At 67.8% G+C, this 18155-nt stretch carries 18 protein-coding genes; 17 read left to right on the forward strand and 1 reads right to left on the reverse strand.

Annotated elements, in window-relative coordinates; all coding sequences use genetic code 11:
- The first annotated feature begins 260 nt into the window (after positions 1-260).
- From Q8814_RS16910 to trmD, 8 genes are all read left to right on the forward strand, one after another.
- Positions 261-1568, forward strand: coding sequence for an ammonium transporter (locus Q8814_RS16910; RefSeq protein WP_330153171.1), 1308 nt, complete (start codon positions 261-263; stop codon positions 1566-1568).
- 76 nt (positions 1569-1644) lie between these two features.
- Entirely contained in the window at positions 1645-1983 is a 339-nt protein-coding gene (locus Q8814_RS16915; protein ID WP_330153172.1) for a P-II family nitrogen regulator, read from the forward strand.
- Positions 1973-4498 carry a [protein-PII] uridylyltransferase gene (locus Q8814_RS16920; protein ID WP_330153173.1) on the forward strand — a complete coding sequence of 842 codons (2526 nt, stop codon included), beginning with the start codon at positions 1973-1975 and terminating at the stop codon, positions 4496-4498. Before Q8814_RS16915 ends, Q8814_RS16920 begins: the two co-directional genes overlap by 11 nt.
- Positions 4499-4614: 116 nt before the next feature.
- Positions 4615-6183 (forward strand): signal recognition particle protein, encoded by a 1569-nt coding sequence (gene ffh / locus Q8814_RS16925; RefSeq protein ID WP_330153174.1) that lies wholly within the window; start codon positions 4615-4617, stop codon positions 6181-6183.
- Positions 6184-6362: 179 nt separating this feature from the next.
- A complete protein-coding gene (rpsP, locus tag Q8814_RS16930) occupies positions 6363-6803 on the forward strand; it encodes a 30S ribosomal protein S16 (protein WP_330153175.1) in 441 nt (146 codons plus the stop codon).
- Positions 6803-7045, forward strand: a complete 243-nt coding sequence (locus tag Q8814_RS16935) for an RNA-binding protein (protein ID WP_330153176.1) — start codon at positions 6803-6805, stop codon at positions 7043-7045. Before rpsP ends, Q8814_RS16935 begins: the two co-directional genes overlap by 1 nt.
- Before the next feature lie 10 nt (positions 7046-7055).
- Positions 7056-7658 carry a ribosome maturation factor RimM gene (gene rimM, locus Q8814_RS16940; RefSeq protein WP_330153177.1) on the forward strand — a complete coding sequence of 201 codons (603 nt, stop codon included), beginning with the start codon at positions 7056-7058 and terminating at the stop codon, positions 7656-7658.
- A 3-nt stretch (positions 7659-7661) separates the two neighbouring features.
- Positions 7662-8381, forward strand: a complete 720-nt coding sequence (gene trmD, locus Q8814_RS16945) for a tRNA (guanosine(37)-N1)-methyltransferase TrmD (protein WP_330153178.1) — start codon at positions 7662-7664, stop codon at positions 8379-8381.
- A 9-nt stretch (positions 8382-8390) separates the two neighbouring features.
- Here the strand turns inward: trmD and Q8814_RS16950 are convergent, their stop codons facing one another.
- Positions 8391-9362 (reverse strand): serine hydrolase, encoded by a 972-nt coding sequence (locus Q8814_RS16950; protein ID WP_330153179.1) that lies wholly within the window; start codon positions 9360-9362, stop codon positions 8391-8393.
- A 121-nt stretch (positions 9363-9483) separates the two neighbouring features.
- Here Q8814_RS16950 and Q8814_RS16955 point away from each other — a divergent pair, with 121 nt between their 5' ends.
- The 9 genes from Q8814_RS16955 to dprA form a co-directional block, all read left to right on the forward strand.
- Positions 9484-11889: a Tex family protein gene (locus Q8814_RS16955; protein WP_330153180.1), complete on the forward strand. Its 2406-nt coding sequence runs from the start codon at positions 9484-9486 to the stop codon at positions 11887-11889.
- A gap of 66 nt (positions 11890-11955) precedes the next feature.
- Positions 11956-12846, forward strand: a complete 891-nt coding sequence (locus Q8814_RS16960) for a hypothetical protein (protein ID WP_330153181.1) — start codon at positions 11956-11958, stop codon at positions 12844-12846.
- A gap of 96 nt (positions 12847-12942) precedes the next feature.
- Positions 12943-13284: a 50S ribosomal protein L19 gene (gene rplS, locus Q8814_RS16965; protein WP_330153182.1), complete on the forward strand. Its 342-nt coding sequence runs from the start codon at positions 12943-12945 to the stop codon at positions 13282-13284.
- A gap of 73 nt (positions 13285-13357) precedes the next feature.
- Complete coding sequence (gene lepB, locus Q8814_RS16970; RefSeq protein WP_330153183.1) at positions 13358-14209, forward strand: signal peptidase I; 852 nt, start codon at positions 13358-13360, stop codon at positions 14207-14209.
- Positions 14206-14904 carry a ribonuclease HII gene (locus Q8814_RS16975; protein ID WP_330153184.1) on the forward strand — a complete coding sequence of 233 codons (699 nt, stop codon included), beginning with the start codon at positions 14206-14208 and terminating at the stop codon, positions 14902-14904. Before lepB ends, Q8814_RS16975 begins: the two co-directional genes overlap by 4 nt.
- A gap of 37 nt (positions 14905-14941) precedes the next feature.
- Positions 14942-15256: a DUF2469 domain-containing protein gene (locus tag Q8814_RS16980; protein WP_006550963.1), complete on the forward strand. Its 315-nt coding sequence runs from the start codon at positions 14942-14944 to the stop codon at positions 15254-15256.
- Between the two features lie 181 nt (positions 15257-15437).
- Positions 15438-15794 (forward strand): YraN family protein, encoded by a 357-nt coding sequence (locus tag Q8814_RS16985; RefSeq protein WP_330153185.1) that lies wholly within the window; start codon positions 15438-15440, stop codon positions 15792-15794.
- Positions 15794-17302 (forward strand): YifB family Mg chelatase-like AAA ATPase, encoded by a 1509-nt coding sequence (locus Q8814_RS16990; protein ID WP_330153186.1) that lies wholly within the window; start codon positions 15794-15796, stop codon positions 17300-17302. The genes Q8814_RS16985 and Q8814_RS16990 overlap by 1 nt, the downstream gene beginning before the upstream one ends.
- Positions 17303-17346: 44 nt before the next feature.
- Positions 17347-18155, forward strand: an 809-nt coding sequence (dprA, locus tag Q8814_RS16995; RefSeq protein WP_330153187.1) for a DNA-processing protein DprA, incomplete at its 3' end; no start/stop codon positions are given.

Genomic DNA, 18155 nt, shown 5'->3' on the forward strand with positions numbered 1-18155 from the left:
GTCGGGCTCGGTGAGGGCGCCGACGACCTCGCACCCTTCGAACCCGGAGCGTTCGTGGACGCACTCCTCGGCTGAAAACTCCGTCCCGCTCGGCCTCGACAGCGGGCCGAGCGACACTCCGGCGGTCCGAAACAGGGACGAAACACAGACCGGTTTTTCGTTCACTCCGACGAAACGCGGCGGCGCCTCCGCCGAAACATCTCCGCAGCAAGCTTTCCCCAACGACGCGCTGACCGGCGCGACCTACAGGGAGGTTGCAAGTGGAGGAAGTGGTGAACACCGGCGACGCGGCATGGATGCTCATGGCGGCATCGCTCGTGCTGTTGATGACCCCGGGTCTGGCGTTCTTCTACGGTGGCATGTCGCGCGCCAAGTCCGTCCTGAACATGATGATGATGTCGTTCGGTGCAATGGCCGTGATCGCCGTCATCTACGTGTTGTGGGGCTGGTCGATGTCCTACGGCACGGAGAGCGTCGGCGGAATCTTCGCGAACCCGTTCGAGATGTTCGGCCTCCAGGGCGCGATCTACGACGACGAGGGCGGTTTCCTGCCCGGACTGGGTAACTACCCGCAGATCATCGACATCGGGTTCCAGGTGACGTTCGCGATCATCACCACCGCGCTGATCAGCGGTGCTCTGTCCGAGCGCGTGAAGTTCGGCACCTGGATGGTGTTCGCCGGTGTGTGGGTCACCCTCGCGTACTTCCCGCTCGCCCACATGGTCTGGGGTGGCGGTCTGCTGTCCGGCTCCGAGGACGGTCTCGCCGCGAAGCTCTTCGGCACCGTGGAGGACGGTGTCGGCGGGCTGGTCGCCGCGGTGGCGCCGATCGACTTCGCGGGCGGCACCGTGGTGCACATCAACGCCGGTGTCGCGGCCTTCGTGCTCGCGCTCATCATCGGAAAGCGCACCGGCTTCGGCAAGACCGCCTTCCGGCCGCACAACCTGCCGTTCGTGATGCTCGGTGCCGCTCTGCTGTGGTTCGGCTGGTTCGGTTTCAACGCCGGTTCCGCCTTCGCCGCAGACGGTGTCGCCGGTCTGGCCTGGGTCAACACCACCACCTCCACCGCCTCCGCGATCCTGGGCTGGCTCCTCACCGAGCGCATCCGCGACGGCAAGGGCACGAGCCTCGGTGCCGCGTCGGGTGCGGTCGCCGGCCTGGTCGCGATCACCCCCGCAGCCGGTTCGCTGAGCCCGGTCGGTTCGATCGCCCTCGGTGTCGTCGCCGGCATCCTGTCCGCCCTCGCGGTCGGTCTCAAGTACAAGTTCGGTTACGACGACTCGCTCGACGTGGTCGGCGTGCACCTCGTGTCCGGCCTGTGGGGCACCGTTGCGATCGGTTTCCTCGGCACCGAGACCGGATTGTTCTACGGTGGCGACTACAAGCAGTTGGTCGTCCAGATCCTGATCGCGCTCGCCGCACTGGTGTTCACCGGAATTGTCACCGCTGTGATCGCGTTCGCGCTCCGGCCGATGGGCTGGCGCGTGACCGAAGAGGAGGAGGCCCGCGGCATCGACGAAGCCGAGCATGCGGAATCCGCATACGATTTCGCCACGGCTCTCAAGTGAGAAGGCCACGGGTTACAACACCGGAAACAGTGGGCAGTGATGACAACGGCCAGTGGGCACTCGGAAGGATGAGGAAATGAAGCTGATCACGGCAATCGTCAAGCCGTTCACCCTCGAAGACGTCAAGGCCGGTCTCGAACAGGCAGGTGTGCTGGGGATGACCGTCAGCGAAGTGCAGGGTTACGGCCGGCAGAAGGGACACACCGAGGTCTACCGCGGCGCCGAGTACTCCGTCGATTTCGTACCGAAGGTCCGTGTCGAGGTCGTCGTGGACGATTCTGCTGTGGACAAGGTCGTCGAGACGATCGTGGAGGCTTCCCGCACGGGCAAGATCGGTGACGGCAAGGTCTGGGTGACTCCCGTGGAGGGGGTGATCCGGGTACGCACCGGAGAACGAGGCACGGATGCACTCTGACCCCCAGGGGTCCGGAACTCGAGGCCCTGGCCCCGCCCACTCGGCGGGACCGGGGCCCTCGGTGTCTTCCGGACAGAAATCCGGCCGATCGGACATCTCCGGCGGTGCCGCCGTCGATCTGGCGCTCGCCCGCGACCAACTTCTCTCCGGTGCCGGTCGCAATCGTCGCCTCGACACCGTCAGCCTGCGACATGCCCTCGTCGACCTGCACGAGTTCTGGCTCGCCACGAAAGGTGCCGAGCTCGGTATCAGGCACGACTGCGGATTCGCGATCGTGGCGGTCGGGGGCCTCGGCCGGCGCGAGATGCTGCCGTACTCCGATCTCGATCTGATCCTGCTGCACGACGACATGGATCCCGCGATCGTGTCGTCGGTGGCCGACCGCCTCTGGTACCCGCTGTGGGACGCCCACATCAAGCTCGACCACAGCGTCCGCACCGTTCCGCAGGCGCTGCAGGTCGCAGCGCACGACCTGACCGCGGCGCTCGGCATGCTCGAGGCGCGCCACATCGCCGGGGACATCGAACTCAGCAACCTGCTCGTCGGCGGTGTTCGCCGGCAGTGGCGCACCGGAATCCGGAACCGATTCGACGAACTCATCGACATGACCGAGACCCGCTGGCAGCGCAACGGTCAGATCGCGCACCGAGCGGAACCGGATCTCAAGAGCGGTCGCGGCGGGCTGCGGGACGTACAGCTGCTCAACGCGCTGTCCGTCGCGCAGCTCACCGACGGCATGCCGGGCCTCGGGCCCGAGGTCCCCGGGGGCGGCCTCGCCGCGGCGCACCGCAGGCTTCTCGACGTGCGGACGGAGTTGCATCGCGTCGCACGTCGCCCCCGCGACCAGTTGCGAGCGCAGGACGCCGACGAGATCGGTGCGGCTCTGCGGATCGGTGATCGGTTCGATCTCGCACGGGTGCTCACCGAATCGGCGCGCACCGTCAGTTACTCGGTGGAGGTCGGCATCCGCACCGCCGGCAATTCGCTGCCGCGCAGAGGTTTGTCGCGCCTGCGGCGGGGGCCGGTACGCCGGCCTCTGGACGAGGGTGTCGTCGAGCACGGGGGAGAGGTCGCCCTCGCCCGGGACGCGCATCCGCGCCGGGACCCGGGTCTGATCACCCGGGTGGCGGCCGCCGCCGCGCAGGCCGGTCTCCCGATTTCCGCGGCCACGTTGACGAGACTGGCGGACAACGCCCCCGAACTGCGCGAACCGTGGCCGCGGGCGGCATTGAACGATCTTCTCGTGCTCCTCGGTTCGGGGCGTCGCGCCGTCGATGTCATCGAGGCGCTCGATCGCACCGGGCTGTGGGGTCGTCTGCTCCCCGAATGGGGCGCGGTGCGGGATCTGCCTCCGCGCGATGCCGTCCACATGTGGACGGTGGACCGTCATCTCGTGGAAACGGCGGTGTATGCGAGCGAGCTCACCACGCGCGTCGCCCGGCCGGACCTGCTCGTGCTCGGTGCGCTTCTGCACGACATCGGCAAGGGGCGCGGGGGCGATCACAGCGTGGTCGGTGCGGAAATCGCGACCCGGATCGGTCGCCGAATGGGCATGTGGCCGTCCGACCTGGCGTTGCTCACGGCGATGGTGCGTCATCATCTGCTGTTGCCGCACACCGCGACCCGACGCGACCTGGATGATCCGGACACCGTCGCCGCGGTCGTCGACACCCTCGGAGGCGACCCGCTCCTCCTCGAGCTCCTGCACGCGCTCGCGGAGGCCGATTCGCTGGCCACCGGCCCCGGCGTGTGGGGGGACTGGAAGGCGTCGCTCATCCGGGAGCTGGTCCGTCGCTGCCGGATGATGATGGCCGGTGAGGAGCTTCCGCATCCGGATCCGATCGATCCGGAGCTGGCTCGTGTCGCGTCCGCCGGGGTGGTGCACGTGGCGCTCGAGCCGAGGGACGACGGGCGCAGCCTGAATGCGACTGTGGTGGCACCGGACGAACCGGGAGTCCTCGCCGATACCGCGGGAGTACTGGCGTTGCACGGCCTGCGCGTGTTGTCGGCGTCGATCGGCTCGTACGCCGGCAACACCGTCAACACGTTCGTGGTGATTCCGCGGTTCGGGGCGCCACCGGCCGCCGAGTTGTTGCGGCAGGAGCTGATGCGGGCGCGGTCGGGCGACCTCGATCTACTCGCCGAGCTCGACGCGAAGGACCGGGCCGCTCGTGAGGGAAGGCTGCCGGAACGTCCCGAGCAGGCCGTGCCCGGAACCTACTCGCAGGCACCCCCGCGACTGATCTGGTTCGACGCGTCCGATCCGGGGCAGGTCCTGCTCGAGCTGCGCGCCGAGGACCGGATCGGGTTGCTGTGCCGGCTCGCCGACGCCTTCGAGCGGGCCGGGGCAGACGTGCGGTGGGCGCGGGTGACGACTCTCGGAACGACCGTCGTCGACGCTTTCTGTGTCGACCCGAGAGGCGCCGACACCAAGGCCGCGCGGGAACGTCTCGAACAGGCGCTGCTCGCGGTGCTGCCCGCCACCGAACCGGAGAAACCCGCCGACACGGCGTGAACGACGGTGGCCGCTCGGCCGTGTCGGGCGGCCACCCTCGATGCGCGACGGGCGCGAGCGGCTACCCTGGTTTGCAGAACTGTCCGCATCTTCGTCAGAACCCAGGAGCGCATTCGGTGTTCGAATCCCTTTCCGACAGGTTGACAGGGGTCCTGAAGGACCTGCGCGGCAAGGGGCGCTTGTCCGACGCCGACATCGACGCCACCTGCCGTGAGATCCGGCTGGCCCTGCTCGAGGCCGACGTCGCGTTGCCTGTGGTGCGCTCGTTCATCAAGAAGATCAAGGAACGCGCCAAGGGCGCCGAGGTCCACGGCGCGCTCAATCCGGCACAGCAGGTCGTCAAGATCGTCAACGAGGAACTCGTCGGCATTCTCGGCGGCGAGACCCGGCGACTGCGGTTCGCGAAGAACCCGCCGACGGTGATCATGCTCGCCGGCCTGCAGGGCGCCGGCAAGACGACCCTGGCCGGCAAGCTGGCGAAGTGGCTCGCCGGGCAGGGGCATACTCCGATGCTCGTGGCCTGCGACCTTCAGCGCCCGGGCGCCGTCACCCAGTTGCAGGTGGTCGGTGAACGGGCCGGCGTGACGGTGTTCGCGCCGCATCCCGGCACTTCGATCGGTGGTGGCGAGAACGCGCTCGGTGTCACGGCCGCCGACCCCATCGAGGTCGCGCAGCAGGGCATCGCCGAGGCGAAGAACAAGCAGTACGACGTGGTCATCGTCGACACCGCCGGTCGTCTGGGTATCGACGAGGCGCTGATGGCGCAGGCCGCGGGCATCCGCGACGCCGTGCAGCCCGACGAGACCTTGTTCGTCCTCGACGCGATGATCGGCCAGGACGCAGTGAGCACGGCCGAAGCGTTCCGGGAGGGCGTCGGTTTCACCGGTGTCGTGCTCACCAAGCTCGACGGTGACGCTCGCGGTGGTGCGGCGCTCAGCGTCCGAGAACTCACCGGCCAGCCGATCCTGTTCGCATCCACGGGCGAGAAGCTCGAGGACTTCGACGTCTTCCACCCCGAGCGGATGGCCAGCCGCATTCTCGGCATGGGCGATGTGCTCACCCTGATCGAGCAGGCCGAGCAGGTCTTCGACGCCGAGCAGGCCGAGAAGACCGCGTCCCGGATCGGTTCGGGCGAGCTGACCCTCGAGGACTTCCTCGAACAGATGATGGCCGTCCGGAAGATGGGCCCCATTGCGAATCTGCTGGGCATGCTCCCCGGTGCCGGCCAGATGAAAGACGCGCTGGCGGGTGTCGACGAGAAGCAGCTCGACCGGATCCAGGCGATCATCCGCGGCATGACTCCGGCCGAGCGGGCCAACCCCAAGATCATCAACGGGTCGCGCCGGCTCCGGATCGCCAACGGCTCGGGTGTGAAGGTGTCCGACGTCAACCAGCTCGTCGACCGGTTCTTCGAGGCCCGCAAGATGATGGCGGCGATGGCCGGACAGATGGGTATGCCCGGAGCGCGTAAGCAGCAGCGCTCGAAGAAGGGCAAGAAAGGCAAGAAGGGCGGTCGCGGTCCGACTCCACCGAGGGTCAAGGGCGGTCTGCCCGGCGGGATGCCCGCCGGATTCCCGGGCATGGGCGGGATGCCGGACCTGTCCAAGATGCCCAAGGGCCTCGACGAGCTGCCCCCGGGTCTCGAGGGCTTCGACCTGTCGAAGCTCAAGCTGCCCAAGAACTAGATCCCGCAATGGCCGGTTTCGTCCTGGCTCGGGGATCTGGCAGAATGGACCGCTGTCGTCGCATCCGGTTACGTACCGCGCGACGGTCACAGGATAGAGGCAAAACCGGGCGTGCCAGAAGGGCGCGCCGTCCGAATTGCACGTGACAAGCGCCCTCGCGCGCCCGAAGGAGAACAGCAGTGGCTGTCAAGATCAAGCTCACCCGTCTCGGCAAGATCCGTAACCCGCAGTACCGCATCGTGATTGCGGACTCGCGCACTCGCCGCAACGGTCGGGCGATCGAGACCATCGGCAAGTACCACCCCAAGGAGGAGCCCTCGCTCATCGAGGTCGACTCCGAGCGTGCGCAGTACTGGCTGAATGTCGGCGCGCAGCCGACCGAGCCGGTTCTGAACCTGCTCAAGATCACCGGTGACTGGCAGAAGTTCAAGGGCCTGCCCGGCACCGAAGGCACCCTTCGCGTGAAGGAAGCCAAGCCGTCCAAGCTCGAGCTGTTCCAGGCCGCCCTCGCGCAGGCCGAGAACGAGCCGGCCGCCGAGGCCATCACGCCCAAGAAGAAGAAGGCAGCGAAGGAAGAGGCTGTCGAGGCTCCCGCCGAGTCCACCGAGGCTGCCGAGTAATGAGTGCCGTTGTCGCCGATGCCGTCGAGCATCTCGTTCGTGGAATCGTCGCCAATCCCGACGACGTGCGTGTCGAGCTGATGACCGGCCGTCGGGGACGCACCGTCGAAGTCCACGTCAATCCCGAGGACCTCGGCAAGGTCATCGGCCGCGGTGGTCGCACCGCGACCGCGCTGCGCACCCTCGTCACCGGTATCGGTGGCCGGGGGATCCGGGTCGACGTCGTCGACACCGATCAGTAGGCGCGTCGCAGTGGAGCTCGTGGTCGGTCGTGTGGCCAAAGCGCACGGCATCAAGGGTGAACTGGTCGTCGAGGTTCGCACCGACGAACCCGATGAGCGTTTCGCCGTCGGTGCCGTGCTGCGTGGCCGCAAGCCCCGCGAGCAGGATCTGAAGAGCTACACGGTAGAAGCCGCCCGGGAACATTCCGGGCGGCTTCTGCTGCGCCTCGAAGGTGTCGACGATCGGTCCGCCGCGGACGCCATGCGTGGTGTGCTGTTCCTCGTCGACAGTGCCGAACTTCCGCCCTCCGACGACCCCGACGAGTTCTACGACCACGAACTCGAGGGGCTCACGGTTCGGATCGTCGCCGGCAGGCCGGACGGCGGAACCGAGGTCGGCACAGTCCGTGAGGTGCTGCACACGGCCGCGGGCGAACTGCTCGCGATCCGTCGTGCGGAATCGGAGCGCGCCGAGTTGCTCGTCCCGTTCGTCACCGACATCGTGCCGACCGTGTCGGTCGCCGACGGGATCATCGAGATCGACCCGCCCGAGGGGCTTCTCGACCCCGATTTCGGTGAGCCGCCGAAGCCGCCGAAGCCGGTGAAATCGGGAAACGATAAGGGAGACAAGTAGTCCGTGCGGCTCGACGTCGTCACCATCTTCCCCGAATACCTCGAGCCGCTGCGTGCTGCGCTGCTCGGCAAGGCCATCGACAAGGGACTGATCTCCGTGCATGTCCACAATCTGCGCGACTGGACGCACGACGTGCACAAGGCGGTCGACGACTCGCCGTACGGTGGCGGTCCCGGGATGGTCATGAAACCGACCGTGTGGGGTCCGGCTCTCGACGACGTCCTGTCCGAACCCGACGGCCACACCGATCCCGAGACCTTGCTCGTCGTGCCCACCCCGGCCGGTCGCCGATTCGACCAGGCCACCGCGCAACGTTGGTCGGCCGAGAAGCGCATCGTGTTCGCGTGCGGTCGATACGAGGGCATCGATCAGCGGGTCTTCGACGACGCCGCCCGTCGCGTGCGTGTCGAAGAGGTCAGCATCGGTGACTACGTTCTCATCGGTGGTGAGGTCGCGGTGCTCGTCATGGTCGAGGCCGTCGTCCGGCTGCTTCCCGGCGTACTCGGCAATCAGCAATCCCACCAAGAGGATTCGTTCTCGGACGGTTTGCTCGAAGGCCCGAGTTACACCCGTCCCGCCACGTGGCGCGACCTCGACGTGCCGGCTGTTCTGCTGTCGGGAGACCACGGCAAGGTGGAGCAGTGGCGCCGCGAGCAGTCGCTGATCCGCACTCGGGAACGTCGACCGGACCTGTTGCCGGGCAACGAATTCGCTCCCGACTGACCGGGCCGCTCACTCGTCGGCGGTACCGCCGAACACCGCCTCCACCACAGCGGTCATCGTGTCGCGGGCGTGCTGTGCGCTCTCGTCGCCGGTGACGTCGTGCAATGCGGTATCGGGCAGGAACCACTCCTCCCGTCCGGAATCCTCCCCGTACGTCACGGCTTCACGCGACAACACGGCCACCACATAGCGGTGATCCTCGCCGAAGAACCCGGTGGAAAGGTGGATCCACTGCTCGTCGAGGCAGCACATCCATCCCTGCTTGACACCGGGATCGGTGGCCGCGGGCAACCCGTCCGGTAGCCCGAAGCGCTGGTCGTACCCGTCCGTACCGGCCGGAGTGAAATTCATCAGGTGCCCGACGAGGCGGGCGGTTGCCTCGTCGTCGAGACCGCTGTCGCCGCTGAGCAGAGCGTCGTACCAGGTGAGCAGGTCGGAGGCGGTCGTCGTGGTGTTCCACCAGCCGTTCGCCGGCGCGGTGGTTCCCGTGAGGGAGTGCCGCTCGACCACCCGGTCGACGATCTCCGGACCTCCGTGTCGTTCCCACAGCAGACCGGCCGCGGAATCGTCCGACGACCGCAGCATGTGCTCGATCAGGTCGTAGTCCTCGGCGGTGAGGGTGATGTCGCCGAGGCCCTCCCGAAACAGGACATCGTCGGCGATGAAGAGCTTGACCACCGACGCCGTCTCGATCGACTCGTCGGTACCACCTATGGTCCGCGCTCCCGTGTCGCGATCGAGCACGGCGAAGGTGACGTGCGCTCCGCGCTCGGCGGCGGCCTCGGTCGCTGTGGCGATCCGCTCGCCGAGTCCCGACATCTCGATCGGTGATGTCGCGGCGGCCTGCACAGCGAGGCCCGACCCCGCGCCCGCCGGTATGCACGACGCACCAACGGCGGGCGCCGCGCATGCCACCACCGTCGCTGCGACGAACAGCAACGCCATTTTCGGCCGTGCGCGGCCGCGACGACCCGGGGTCATCTCATACTCCTGTATTCCATTGTGCGACGTACCGCGACCGAGCGCCCCCGCGCGGGATCTCGGACGCACAACACTGTGGCGCCCGGGGAACCACAGCAGAATAAAGGTAGGGTCGATCGTCGTGATCACCGAACTCGACACCGTGAACCGGCGCATCGCCGACGAACTCGACGTCCGCGAGAATCAGGTGGCTGCGGCGGTGGACCTGCTCGACGGCGGCGCGACAGTGCCGTTCATCGCGCGCTACCGCAAGGAGGTCACCGGCGGACTCGACGACGCCCAGCTGCGCACCCTCGAAGAACGTCTGCGCTATCTCCGTGAACTCGACGAGCGCCGCGTCGCGATCCTCGAATCCATCGATGGTCAGGGCAAACTCGACGACACCCTGCGTGGGCAGATCATGCTCGCCGAGACCAAGGCCCGGCTCGAAGACATCTACCTGCCCTACAAGACGAAGCGGCGCACCAAGGCGCAGATCGCTCGCGAGGCCGGTCACGAACCGGTCGCCGACGCTCTCATCGGCGATCCCACCACCGACCCCGCGCAGTACACCACCGAACAGCTCGACGGTGCCCGCGCGATCCTCGTCGAACGGTTCGCGGAAGATCCCGACCTCGTCGGCGAACTCCGCGACGCGATGTGGAGCCGCGGTTGCCTGAAGTCGGCTGTGCGACCCGGAAAGGAAGCCGACGGCGCCAAGTTCGCCGACTATTTCGAGTTCTCCGAGCCGTTCACCGACCTGCCGTCCCACCGCATCCTCGCGGTGCTGCGCGGCGAGAAGGAAGAAGTGCTCAGCCTGTCGCTGAGCCCGGACATCGAAGAACCGGAGCCGGGTGAACGGACGTACTACGAGGGCCGCATCGCTACCCGATTCGGGATCGCCGACGAGGGCCGGCCCGCCGACAAGTGGCTGCTCGACACCGTCCGGTGGGCATGGCGGACCAAACTGCAGGTGTCGCTCGGGATCGACACCCGGATGAGGCTGCGGCAGTCCGCCGAGAAGGACGCGGTCGACGTGTTCGCCGCCAACCTCCGCGACCTGCTGCTCGCTGCACCCGCCGGCACCCGGCCCACGATGGGCCTGGACCCGGGTTTCCGCACCGGCACCAAGGTGGCCGTAGTCGACGCCACCGGCAAAGTGGTCGACCACGCCACCATCTACCCGCACCAGCCGCACAACAAGTGGGACCAGTCGCTCGCGACACTGGCGAAACTTGTCGCCGAGCACGGCGTGGAACTGATCGCGATCGGTAACGGAACGGCCTCCCGCGAAACGGACGCGCTCGCCACCGAACTCATCACCGAATCGGGAGCGGCGAACCTGACGAAGATCGTGGTGTCCGAAGCCGGCGCGTCGGTGTACTCGGCCTCTGCCTACGGGTCGCAAGAACTGCCCGACCTCGACGTCTCGATCCGGGGCGCCGTGTCGATCGCGCGGCGACTGCAGGATCCGCTCGCGGAGCTGGTCAAGATCGACCCCAAGTCCATCGGCGTCGGCCAGTACCAGCACGACATCTCCGAAACCCTGCTGGCGCGCTCGCTCGGCGCTGTCGTCGAGGATGCGGTCAACGCGGTCGGTGTCGACGTCAACACCGCGTCGGTACCGTTGCTGTCGCGGGTATCGGGCATCACGGCTTCACTCGCAGAGAGCATCGTCGCCCACCGCGACCAGAACGGCCCGTTCGGCACACGGCGCGCCCTCAAGGACGTGGCCAGGCTCGGCCCGAAGGCGTTCGAGCAATGCGCCGGGTTCCTCCGGATTCCCAACGGTGGTGATCCGCTCGATTCGTCCGCGGTGCACCCCGAGGCGTACCCGGTGGTGCGCCGCATCGTCGAGCGCAGCGGCACCGCGGTCCGAGAGTTGATCGGCAACACCGGTGCGCTGCGGTCGCTGCGACCACAGGAGTTCGTCGACGACAAGTTCGGTCTGCCCACCGTCACCGACATCATCAGCGAACTCGAGAAACCGGGACGCGACCCCCGCCCCGAATTCAAGACCGCGACGTTCGCCGCGGGAATCGAGAAGGTCACCGATCTGCAGCCCGGCATGGTGCTCGAAGGTGTGGTCACCAACGTCGCCGCGTTCGGCGCGTTCGTCGATGTGGGGGTGCACCAGGACGGTCTCGTGCACGTGTCGGCGATGTCGCGCAGCTTCGTCAAGGATCCGCACGACGTCGTCAAATCCGGTCAGGTCGTCAAGGTCAAAGTGCTCGAGGTCGACGTCCCGAGGCAACGGATCGGTCTCACCCTGCGACTCGACGACGAACTCCCCTCGGCGTCTCCGGATTCCGGCGACGGCAACCGGCCGGCGCGCGGCGGAGGCCGCCGTGGCGGACCGAAGCAGGGTGAGCGCGGTCGGAGCGGCGGGCAGAGCGGTGGTCGTCCCAGCGGCGCCCGGCAGGACGGTGCCAAGCAGGCGGGGACCAAGCAAGCGGGCGCCAAGCAGGGTGGAGCACGCCGCGCCGACGCCGCTCCGGCGAGCGGTTCGATGGCGGACGCACTGCGGCGGGCCGGTTTCGGCAAGTAGCCCGCTCGAGCCTGCGATGCTGGTGGACATGCGCACGGCGACACCGGACGAGCGGACGGCACCGCGATGACCGAATGGCTGCGGCGGGAGATCCTCGACGAGGGTCGCCTGCCGCTGCTGTGCTTCCTGCTGGGGTTCGTGGTGGCGTTCGTGTTCATCCGCGTCAGCGTCCGGCTGATCCGCGCGCAGGTGCGGTGGTGGCCCGGCAACATCACCCCCGGCGGCCTGCACGTGCACCACATGGTGTTCGGGGTCGTCCTGATGGTGATCGCAGGCGGAGCGCTCATCTCGGTCTACGAGGACGGCAGCCGCGTCACCGGCACCGTCCTCGCCACCCTGTTCGGGGTCGGCGCGGCCCTGACGCTCGACGAGTTCGCGCTGCTCTTCTACCTGCACGACGTCTACTGGGACGAGCAGGGCAGGGTCTCTGTGGACGCGGTGTTCGTCGCCATCGCCGTGACGGGCATGGTGCTGCTCGGCCTCCAGCCCTTCGAACTCACCGATGACGGCAACTTCGACGACGCAGGGGAGTGGGTCGGCCGGCTCATCCTGGTGGTGTCGGCGCTGATCAACTTTGCTCTTGCCGCGATCGTGCTGGCCAAGGGCAAGATCTGGACCGGCCTCGTCGGGCTCTTCGTCATCCCCCTCCTGTGGATCGGCGCGATCCGATTGTCGAGACCGGGAGCGCCGTGGGCACGCTGGCGGTACACGGGTAAGACCCGGAAGATGAGACGCGCGGTAGAGCGGGAACGCCGCTATCGGCGACCGGTGATACGCGCCAAGATCTTCGTTCAGGATCTGGTGGCCGGCGCTCCGACTCTCGAGACGGTGCGGGGCAGCGTCGAACATTCGCGGGTCGCGACGGAAGCCGAACTCGATCGCCGGATTCATCCCGCGCCGCCGCCGATTTCTCACCGGCCTGTGCCGTCTGGCACAATGGACGGGTTGCCCCGTTAGGGCACGCCTACCTGATCTGGGCACGAACCGGTCGAGCCCGCCTCACGGCGGTCGCCGCCAGGTTCCTCTGCTCGAGCGAACAAGAGGATTGACAGAATGAACACCCTGGACTTTCTGGACTCCAAGTCCCTGCGCGAGGACATCCCGGCCTTCCGCCCCGGCGACACGCTGAACGTGCACGTCAAGGTCATCGAAGGCTCGAAGGAGCGCGTGCAGGTCTTCAAGGGCGTCGTGATCCGGCGTCAGGGCGGCGGCGTCCGCGAGACCTTCACCGTCCGCAAGGTCTCCTTCGGCGTGGGCGTGGAGCGTACCTTCCCGGTGCACAGCCCCAACCTCGCCAAGATCGAGGTCGTCACCCGTGGCGACGTGCGTCGCGCCAAGCTGTACTACCTGCGCGAGCTGCGCGGCAAGGCCGCCAAGATCAAGGAAAAGCGCTGATCTTTTCGCGCTGACCTCACGGCCTCGACCAGCCCGGCCCGGATTCGTTCCGGTGCCGGGTTAGTCTTTCTCGGTGGCAGATTCTCCGCACGAACCGGCCGGGCCGGCCGCGAACCGACACAGCGAGCAGTTTGGCCGGGCCGACCGGGCGGTCGGTGCGCACCACAGGAGGGACGGTGCGGACGATACCGGCGAAACCCGGACCGGCAAGAAGGCCAAGAAGGAAAAGTCGTTCTGGCGTGAGCTGCCGATTCTCATCGTGGTCGCGCTGGCCCTGAGCTTCCTGCTCCAGACCTTCGTGGCGCGGGTGTATCTGATTCCCTCCGAGTCCATGCAACCGACGCTGCACGGCTGCCCGGGTTGCACCGGCGACCGCATCGTCGTCGAGAAGATCAGCTACCGGTTCACCGACCCCAGACCGGGTGACGTCGTGGTGTTCAAGGGGCCCGACTCCTGGTCCGCCGGCTACGTCTCCACGCGTTCGGACAACGTGGTGCTCCGTGGCATCCAGGAAGTCGGTTCACTCGTCGGCCTCGTCCCGCCGGACGAGAACGACCTCGTCAAACGCGTCATTGCCGTCGGGGGCCAGACCGTGGAGTGCTGCGACGACCAGGGCCGGGTTCTCGTCGACGGAGTGCCTCTCGACGAGCCGTACGTGCAGATGGACTTCCCGTTCACGCCGGGTGTGGTCACCTGCGAGACCGACGTGCAGTCCGGGCGCTGCTTCGGGCCCGTCACCGTCCCCGATGATCACGTGTGGGTCATGGGCGACAACCGCAGCAACTCCGCCGACTCGCGCTATCACGTCGGCGACGAACACCAGGGCGCCATCCCGCTCGACAACGTCATCGGTAAAGCCCGCCTCATCGTGTTGCCTCCGGGCCGCTGGGGCACGATCGACTCCCCGGATATCCTGCCGTCGTGAGCAACTGGCCTCCCCGTCCTGTGATCCGTCGGTCGTCCGGCCTGCGCACGATGGAATCGGCTCTCGTGCGCTGTGGTCTCGGTCCGGTCGCCGGAGTGGACGAAGCCGGCCGCGGTGCCTGCGCGGGACCGCTCGTGATCGCCGCGTGCGTGCTCGGGCCCAAGCCGCACCCGTCCCTGGACCGGCTCGACGACTCGAAGAAGCTCACCGAGAAGACCCGCGAGGAGCTGTACGCGGTGATCACGCGGCGCGCCCTCGCGTGGAGCGTCGTCGAAGTCCCGGCCGCCGAGGTCGACAGGATCGGCGTGCACGTCGCGAACATCGAGGGCATGCGCCGTGCGGTCGCGGGACTCGCCGCCGCACCCGGGTATGTGCTGACCGACGGATTCCGGGTCCCCGGATTACCCGTGCCGTCGCTGCCGGTCATCGGCGGCGATGCCACCGCCGCGTGTATCGCGGGGGCCAGCATTCTTGCGAAGGTCACGCGAGATCGGATCATGGTGGATATGGACCGCACGATTCCGGGCTACGGTTTTGCGATACACAAGGGCTACAGCACCCCCGCGCACATGGAGGCACTGCAGGCGCACGGCCCGTGCCGGGAGCATCGGCGGTCGTACGCGAACGTCGCGGCGGCGCTCGGCGGGGAACCCTTCCGACGCCGGTTCTATGTAGACGAGGCAGATGCGGGATGATGTCAGGACACACCAGACTGGGAGGACACCGAGACCGATGAGTGCCGAGGATCTCGAGAAGTACGAAACCGAGATGGAACTCTCGCTGTACCGGGAGTACCGGGACATCGTCGGTCAATTCGCCTACGTCGTGGAGACCGAGCGCAGGTTCTATCTCGCCAACGCCGTCGAACTGCTGCCGCACAACGCCAACGGCGAGGTGTATTTCGAGGTGCGCATGTCCGATGCGTGGGTGTGGGACATGTACCGACCCGCGCGCTTCGTCAAACACGTGCGGGTGATCACCTTCAAGGACGTCAACATCGAAGAGCTCGACAAACCCGAACTGAGGCTGCCCGACAAGCTCGGATAGCCACCGGAGGATCGGCAGCCTAGCGCACGCCTCCGACAGCAAGCCGGTGTGCTGACGGGCTCCCGGAGTGGTTGTCCACAACCGGAGCGCTCATCCACAGATTCCGGAAATTCCGTCCTCGCTCGCTCCTGCCCGTCTTCTCCTGCCGCACAGTGATGTGTACGCAGGAGGGAGCGGGCCGATGGGACGCAATCAGGACGTGGGGGCGCTGGGGGAGGACCTGGCCGCCGAGTTCTTGGAATCGACGGGAATGGTGATCCTCGAACGCAATTGGCGCACCCGGTACGGGGAACTCGATTTGATCGCGCGAGACGGCGCGGTCCTCGTCTTCGTCGAGGTCAAGACCCGTACGGGTCTCGGGTACGGCACCCCCGCCGAAGCGGTCACCGCCGCGAAGGCCGACCGGATCCGGCGTCTGGCCGGACAGTGGCTGGCCCGGCAGACCCGGCGGTGGCAGCACATCCGGGTCGATGTGGTGACGGTTCTGCTGGCACGGGGCAGCGCCCCTGTGGTCACCCACCTCCGGCAGGTGCTCTGATGGCGCTGGGCAGGGCGTGGTCGGTCGCCGTCGCCGGTGTCGAGGGCCAGGTGGTCGAGATCGAGGCCGACATCGGCCGTGGTCTGCCGTCGGTCAAGATGGTCGGCCTGCCCGACACCGCTCTCCAGGAATCACGCGATCGCGTCCGGGCGGCCGTCTCGAACTCCGGCGGCAAATGGCCCGACTCGAAGGTGGTTCTCGCACTGTCGCCGGCGACACTGCCCAAGGTCGGCAGTGTGTACGACGTCGGTCTGGCGTGTGCCGTGCTCAACGCGGCCGATGTGGTGCCGTCGGAGGCGCTCGCCCGGACGGTGCTGATCGGCGAGCTGGCACTCGACGGGCGGTTGCGCCCGGTCCGCGGTGTGCTCCCCGCTGTCCTGACGGCGAAGAACCACGGCTGGTCGCGAATCGTGGTGCCCACCGCGACCATGGCCGAAGCGGCTCTCGTCGACGGGATCGGCATCTACGGAGCCGAGACCCTCGCCGAACTGGTGCTGTGGCTGCAAGGCGACGGTCCGCTCGAACGTCCGGACGCCCGTGCGGCACCGCCCCGCACCGTGCGCGGCGATCTGAGCGAGGTGGTCGGGCAGCACGAGGCGCGGCGCGCAATCGAGGTGGCCGCGGCGGGTGCGCACCACCTGATGCTCACCGGACCTCCCGGAATCGGGAAAACGATGCTGGCGCAGCGGCTTCCGGGAATTCTCCCGGCCTTGAGCGAACAGCACGCGCTCGAGGTGACTGCGATCCATTCGGTGGCGGGCACCCTCACCGCGGATCGGCCGCTGGTCACCGAACCGCCGTTCATCGCCCCGCACCACACGGCGTCGGTCAGCTCGCTGATCGGGGGCGGAACCGGAATGGCGAAACCGGGCGCGGTCAGCCGCGCGCACCGCGGGATACTCTTTCTCGACGAAGTCGCCGAAATGGGGACGAAAACACTCGAGGCGCTGCGCACACCACTCGAGGACGGCGAGGTGCGTATCGCGCGCCGGGACGGTGTGGCCCGCTATCCTGCGCGTTTCCAGTTGATCCTGGCCGCCAACCCGTGCCCGTGCGCTCCCGCACGTGACGCCGACTGCGTATGTGCTCCCACTGTGCGCCGACGTTATCTCGGCCGGTTGTCCGGACCGCTTCTGGATCGCGTGGACCTGCGGGTGCGGATGGAATCCGTTGCGACCGGGGCGCTGATGAGCGAGACGGGGGAGAACACCGAGGATGTCCGCACCCGCGTCGCCGACGCGCGTAATGCCGCGGCCGCCCGGTGGGACGAATTCGGCTGGGCCACCAACGCGGAAGTGCCCGGTCCGGCACTGCGGCAGAAGTTCAGATTGCCCGCATCGGCACTCAAACCCGTCGAATGGGCGCTGCGCAAGGGCGCGATCACCGCGAGGGGCGCGGACAGGGCGCTTCGTGTCGCGTGGTCGATCTGCGACCTCGAGGGAGCGAGCACCCCGACCGACGTTCACGTCGCGGCCGCGCTCGGCTTCCGGGACCAGGGCGTTGCATGAACGAATCGGGTATCGAATCCAACAGGGAAGCAGGGGAATACGTGATGACCGCCGTCGACGAGCGACGACTCGCCTGGGCATATCTGTCCACCGTCGCGCAGGGAGCGTCGCGGTCGCTGGCGGCGGCGATCGCAGAGCGTGGGGTCGTCGAGGTTGCCGCGATGGTCCGCGCCGGATCGTCGGGCGCCGAATTCGCGGCGCGGATGGGTGCGCGCGCTCATATCGACACCGCCGCAACGGACCTCGAACGGCTTGCGCGGGCCGGGGGCCGGCTCGTGACTCCGGACGACGACGAGTGGCCCGCTTGGCAGATGCTGGCTTTCGACACACTCGACACCGCAACGGACAGCGAAGCGCAACCGCTGGCCCTGTGGGTCTGGGGTACCCGCAGACTCGACGAACTCGCGGATCGAGCGATCGGCGTTGTCGGGACACGAGCAGCGAGCGGTTACGGAGAGCACGTCACGGCCGAGATCGCCGGCGACCTCGCCACGGACGGATGGACCGTCGTGTCGGGAGCGGCGTTCGGAGTCGATGCCGCTGCACACCGCGCGGCGCTCGGTGTCGGAGGCGCCACGGTCGCCGTGCTCGCGTGCGGGGTGGATCGGGCCTACCCGGCCGCGCACGCCGTTCTCCTGCGGCGGATCGCCGACACCGGCTTGGTCATCAGCGAGTATTCGCCGGGGACGACGCCGGCCCGATATCGGTTTCTTGCGCGGAACCGGCTGGTCGCGGGCCTGAGTGCGGGTGTGGTCGTCGTCGAGGCCGGGTGGCGCAGCGGTGCTCGAAACACGGCTGCCTGGGCGCGCAGGCTGGGCCGACCCGTGACGGCCGTGCCGGGACCTGTGACGTC

Origin of the sequence: Rhodococcus chondri, assembly GCF_036327435.1 — a bacterium.
Lineage (GTDB): Bacteria > Actinomycetota > Actinomycetes > Mycobacteriales > Mycobacteriaceae > Rhodococcus > Rhodococcus chondri.

What these genes read in the sequence shown, in the direction of transcription:
- Q8814_RS16960 (WP_330153181.1), top strand. Translation starts at nt 11,956, where the DNA reads ATGACCGAATGGCTGCGGCGGGAGATCCTCGACGAGGGTCGCCTGCCG.
- Q8814_RS16920 (WP_330153173.1), top strand. Translation starts at nt 1,973, where the DNA reads ATGCACTCTGACCCCCAGGGGTCCGGAACTCGAGGCCCTGGCCCCGCC.
- Q8814_RS16985 (WP_330153185.1), top strand. Translation starts at nt 15,438, where the DNA reads ATGGGACGCAATCAGGACGTGGGGGCGCTGGGGGAGGACCTGGCCGCC.
- Q8814_RS16915 (WP_330153172.1), top strand. Translation starts at nt 1,645, where the DNA reads ATGAAGCTGATCACGGCAATCGTCAAGCCGTTCACCCTCGAAGACGTC.
- Q8814_RS16950 (WP_330153179.1), bottom strand. Translation starts at nt 9,362, where the DNA reads ATGACCCCGGGTCGTCGCGGCCGCGCACGGCCGAAAATGGCGTTGCTG.
- Q8814_RS16935 (WP_330153176.1), top strand. Translation starts at nt 6,803, where the DNA reads ATGAGTGCCGTTGTCGCCGATGCCGTCGAGCATCTCGTTCGTGGAATC.
- rplS (WP_330153182.1), top strand. Translation starts at nt 12,943, where the DNA reads ATGAACACCCTGGACTTTCTGGACTCCAAGTCCCTGCGCGAGGACATC.
- Q8814_RS16990 (WP_330153186.1), top strand. Translation starts at nt 15,794, where the DNA reads ATGGCGCTGGGCAGGGCGTGGTCGGTCGCCGTCGCCGGTGTCGAGGGC.
- Q8814_RS16980 (WP_006550963.1), top strand. Translation starts at nt 14,942, where the DNA reads ATGAGTGCCGAGGATCTCGAGAAGTACGAAACCGAGATGGAACTCTCG.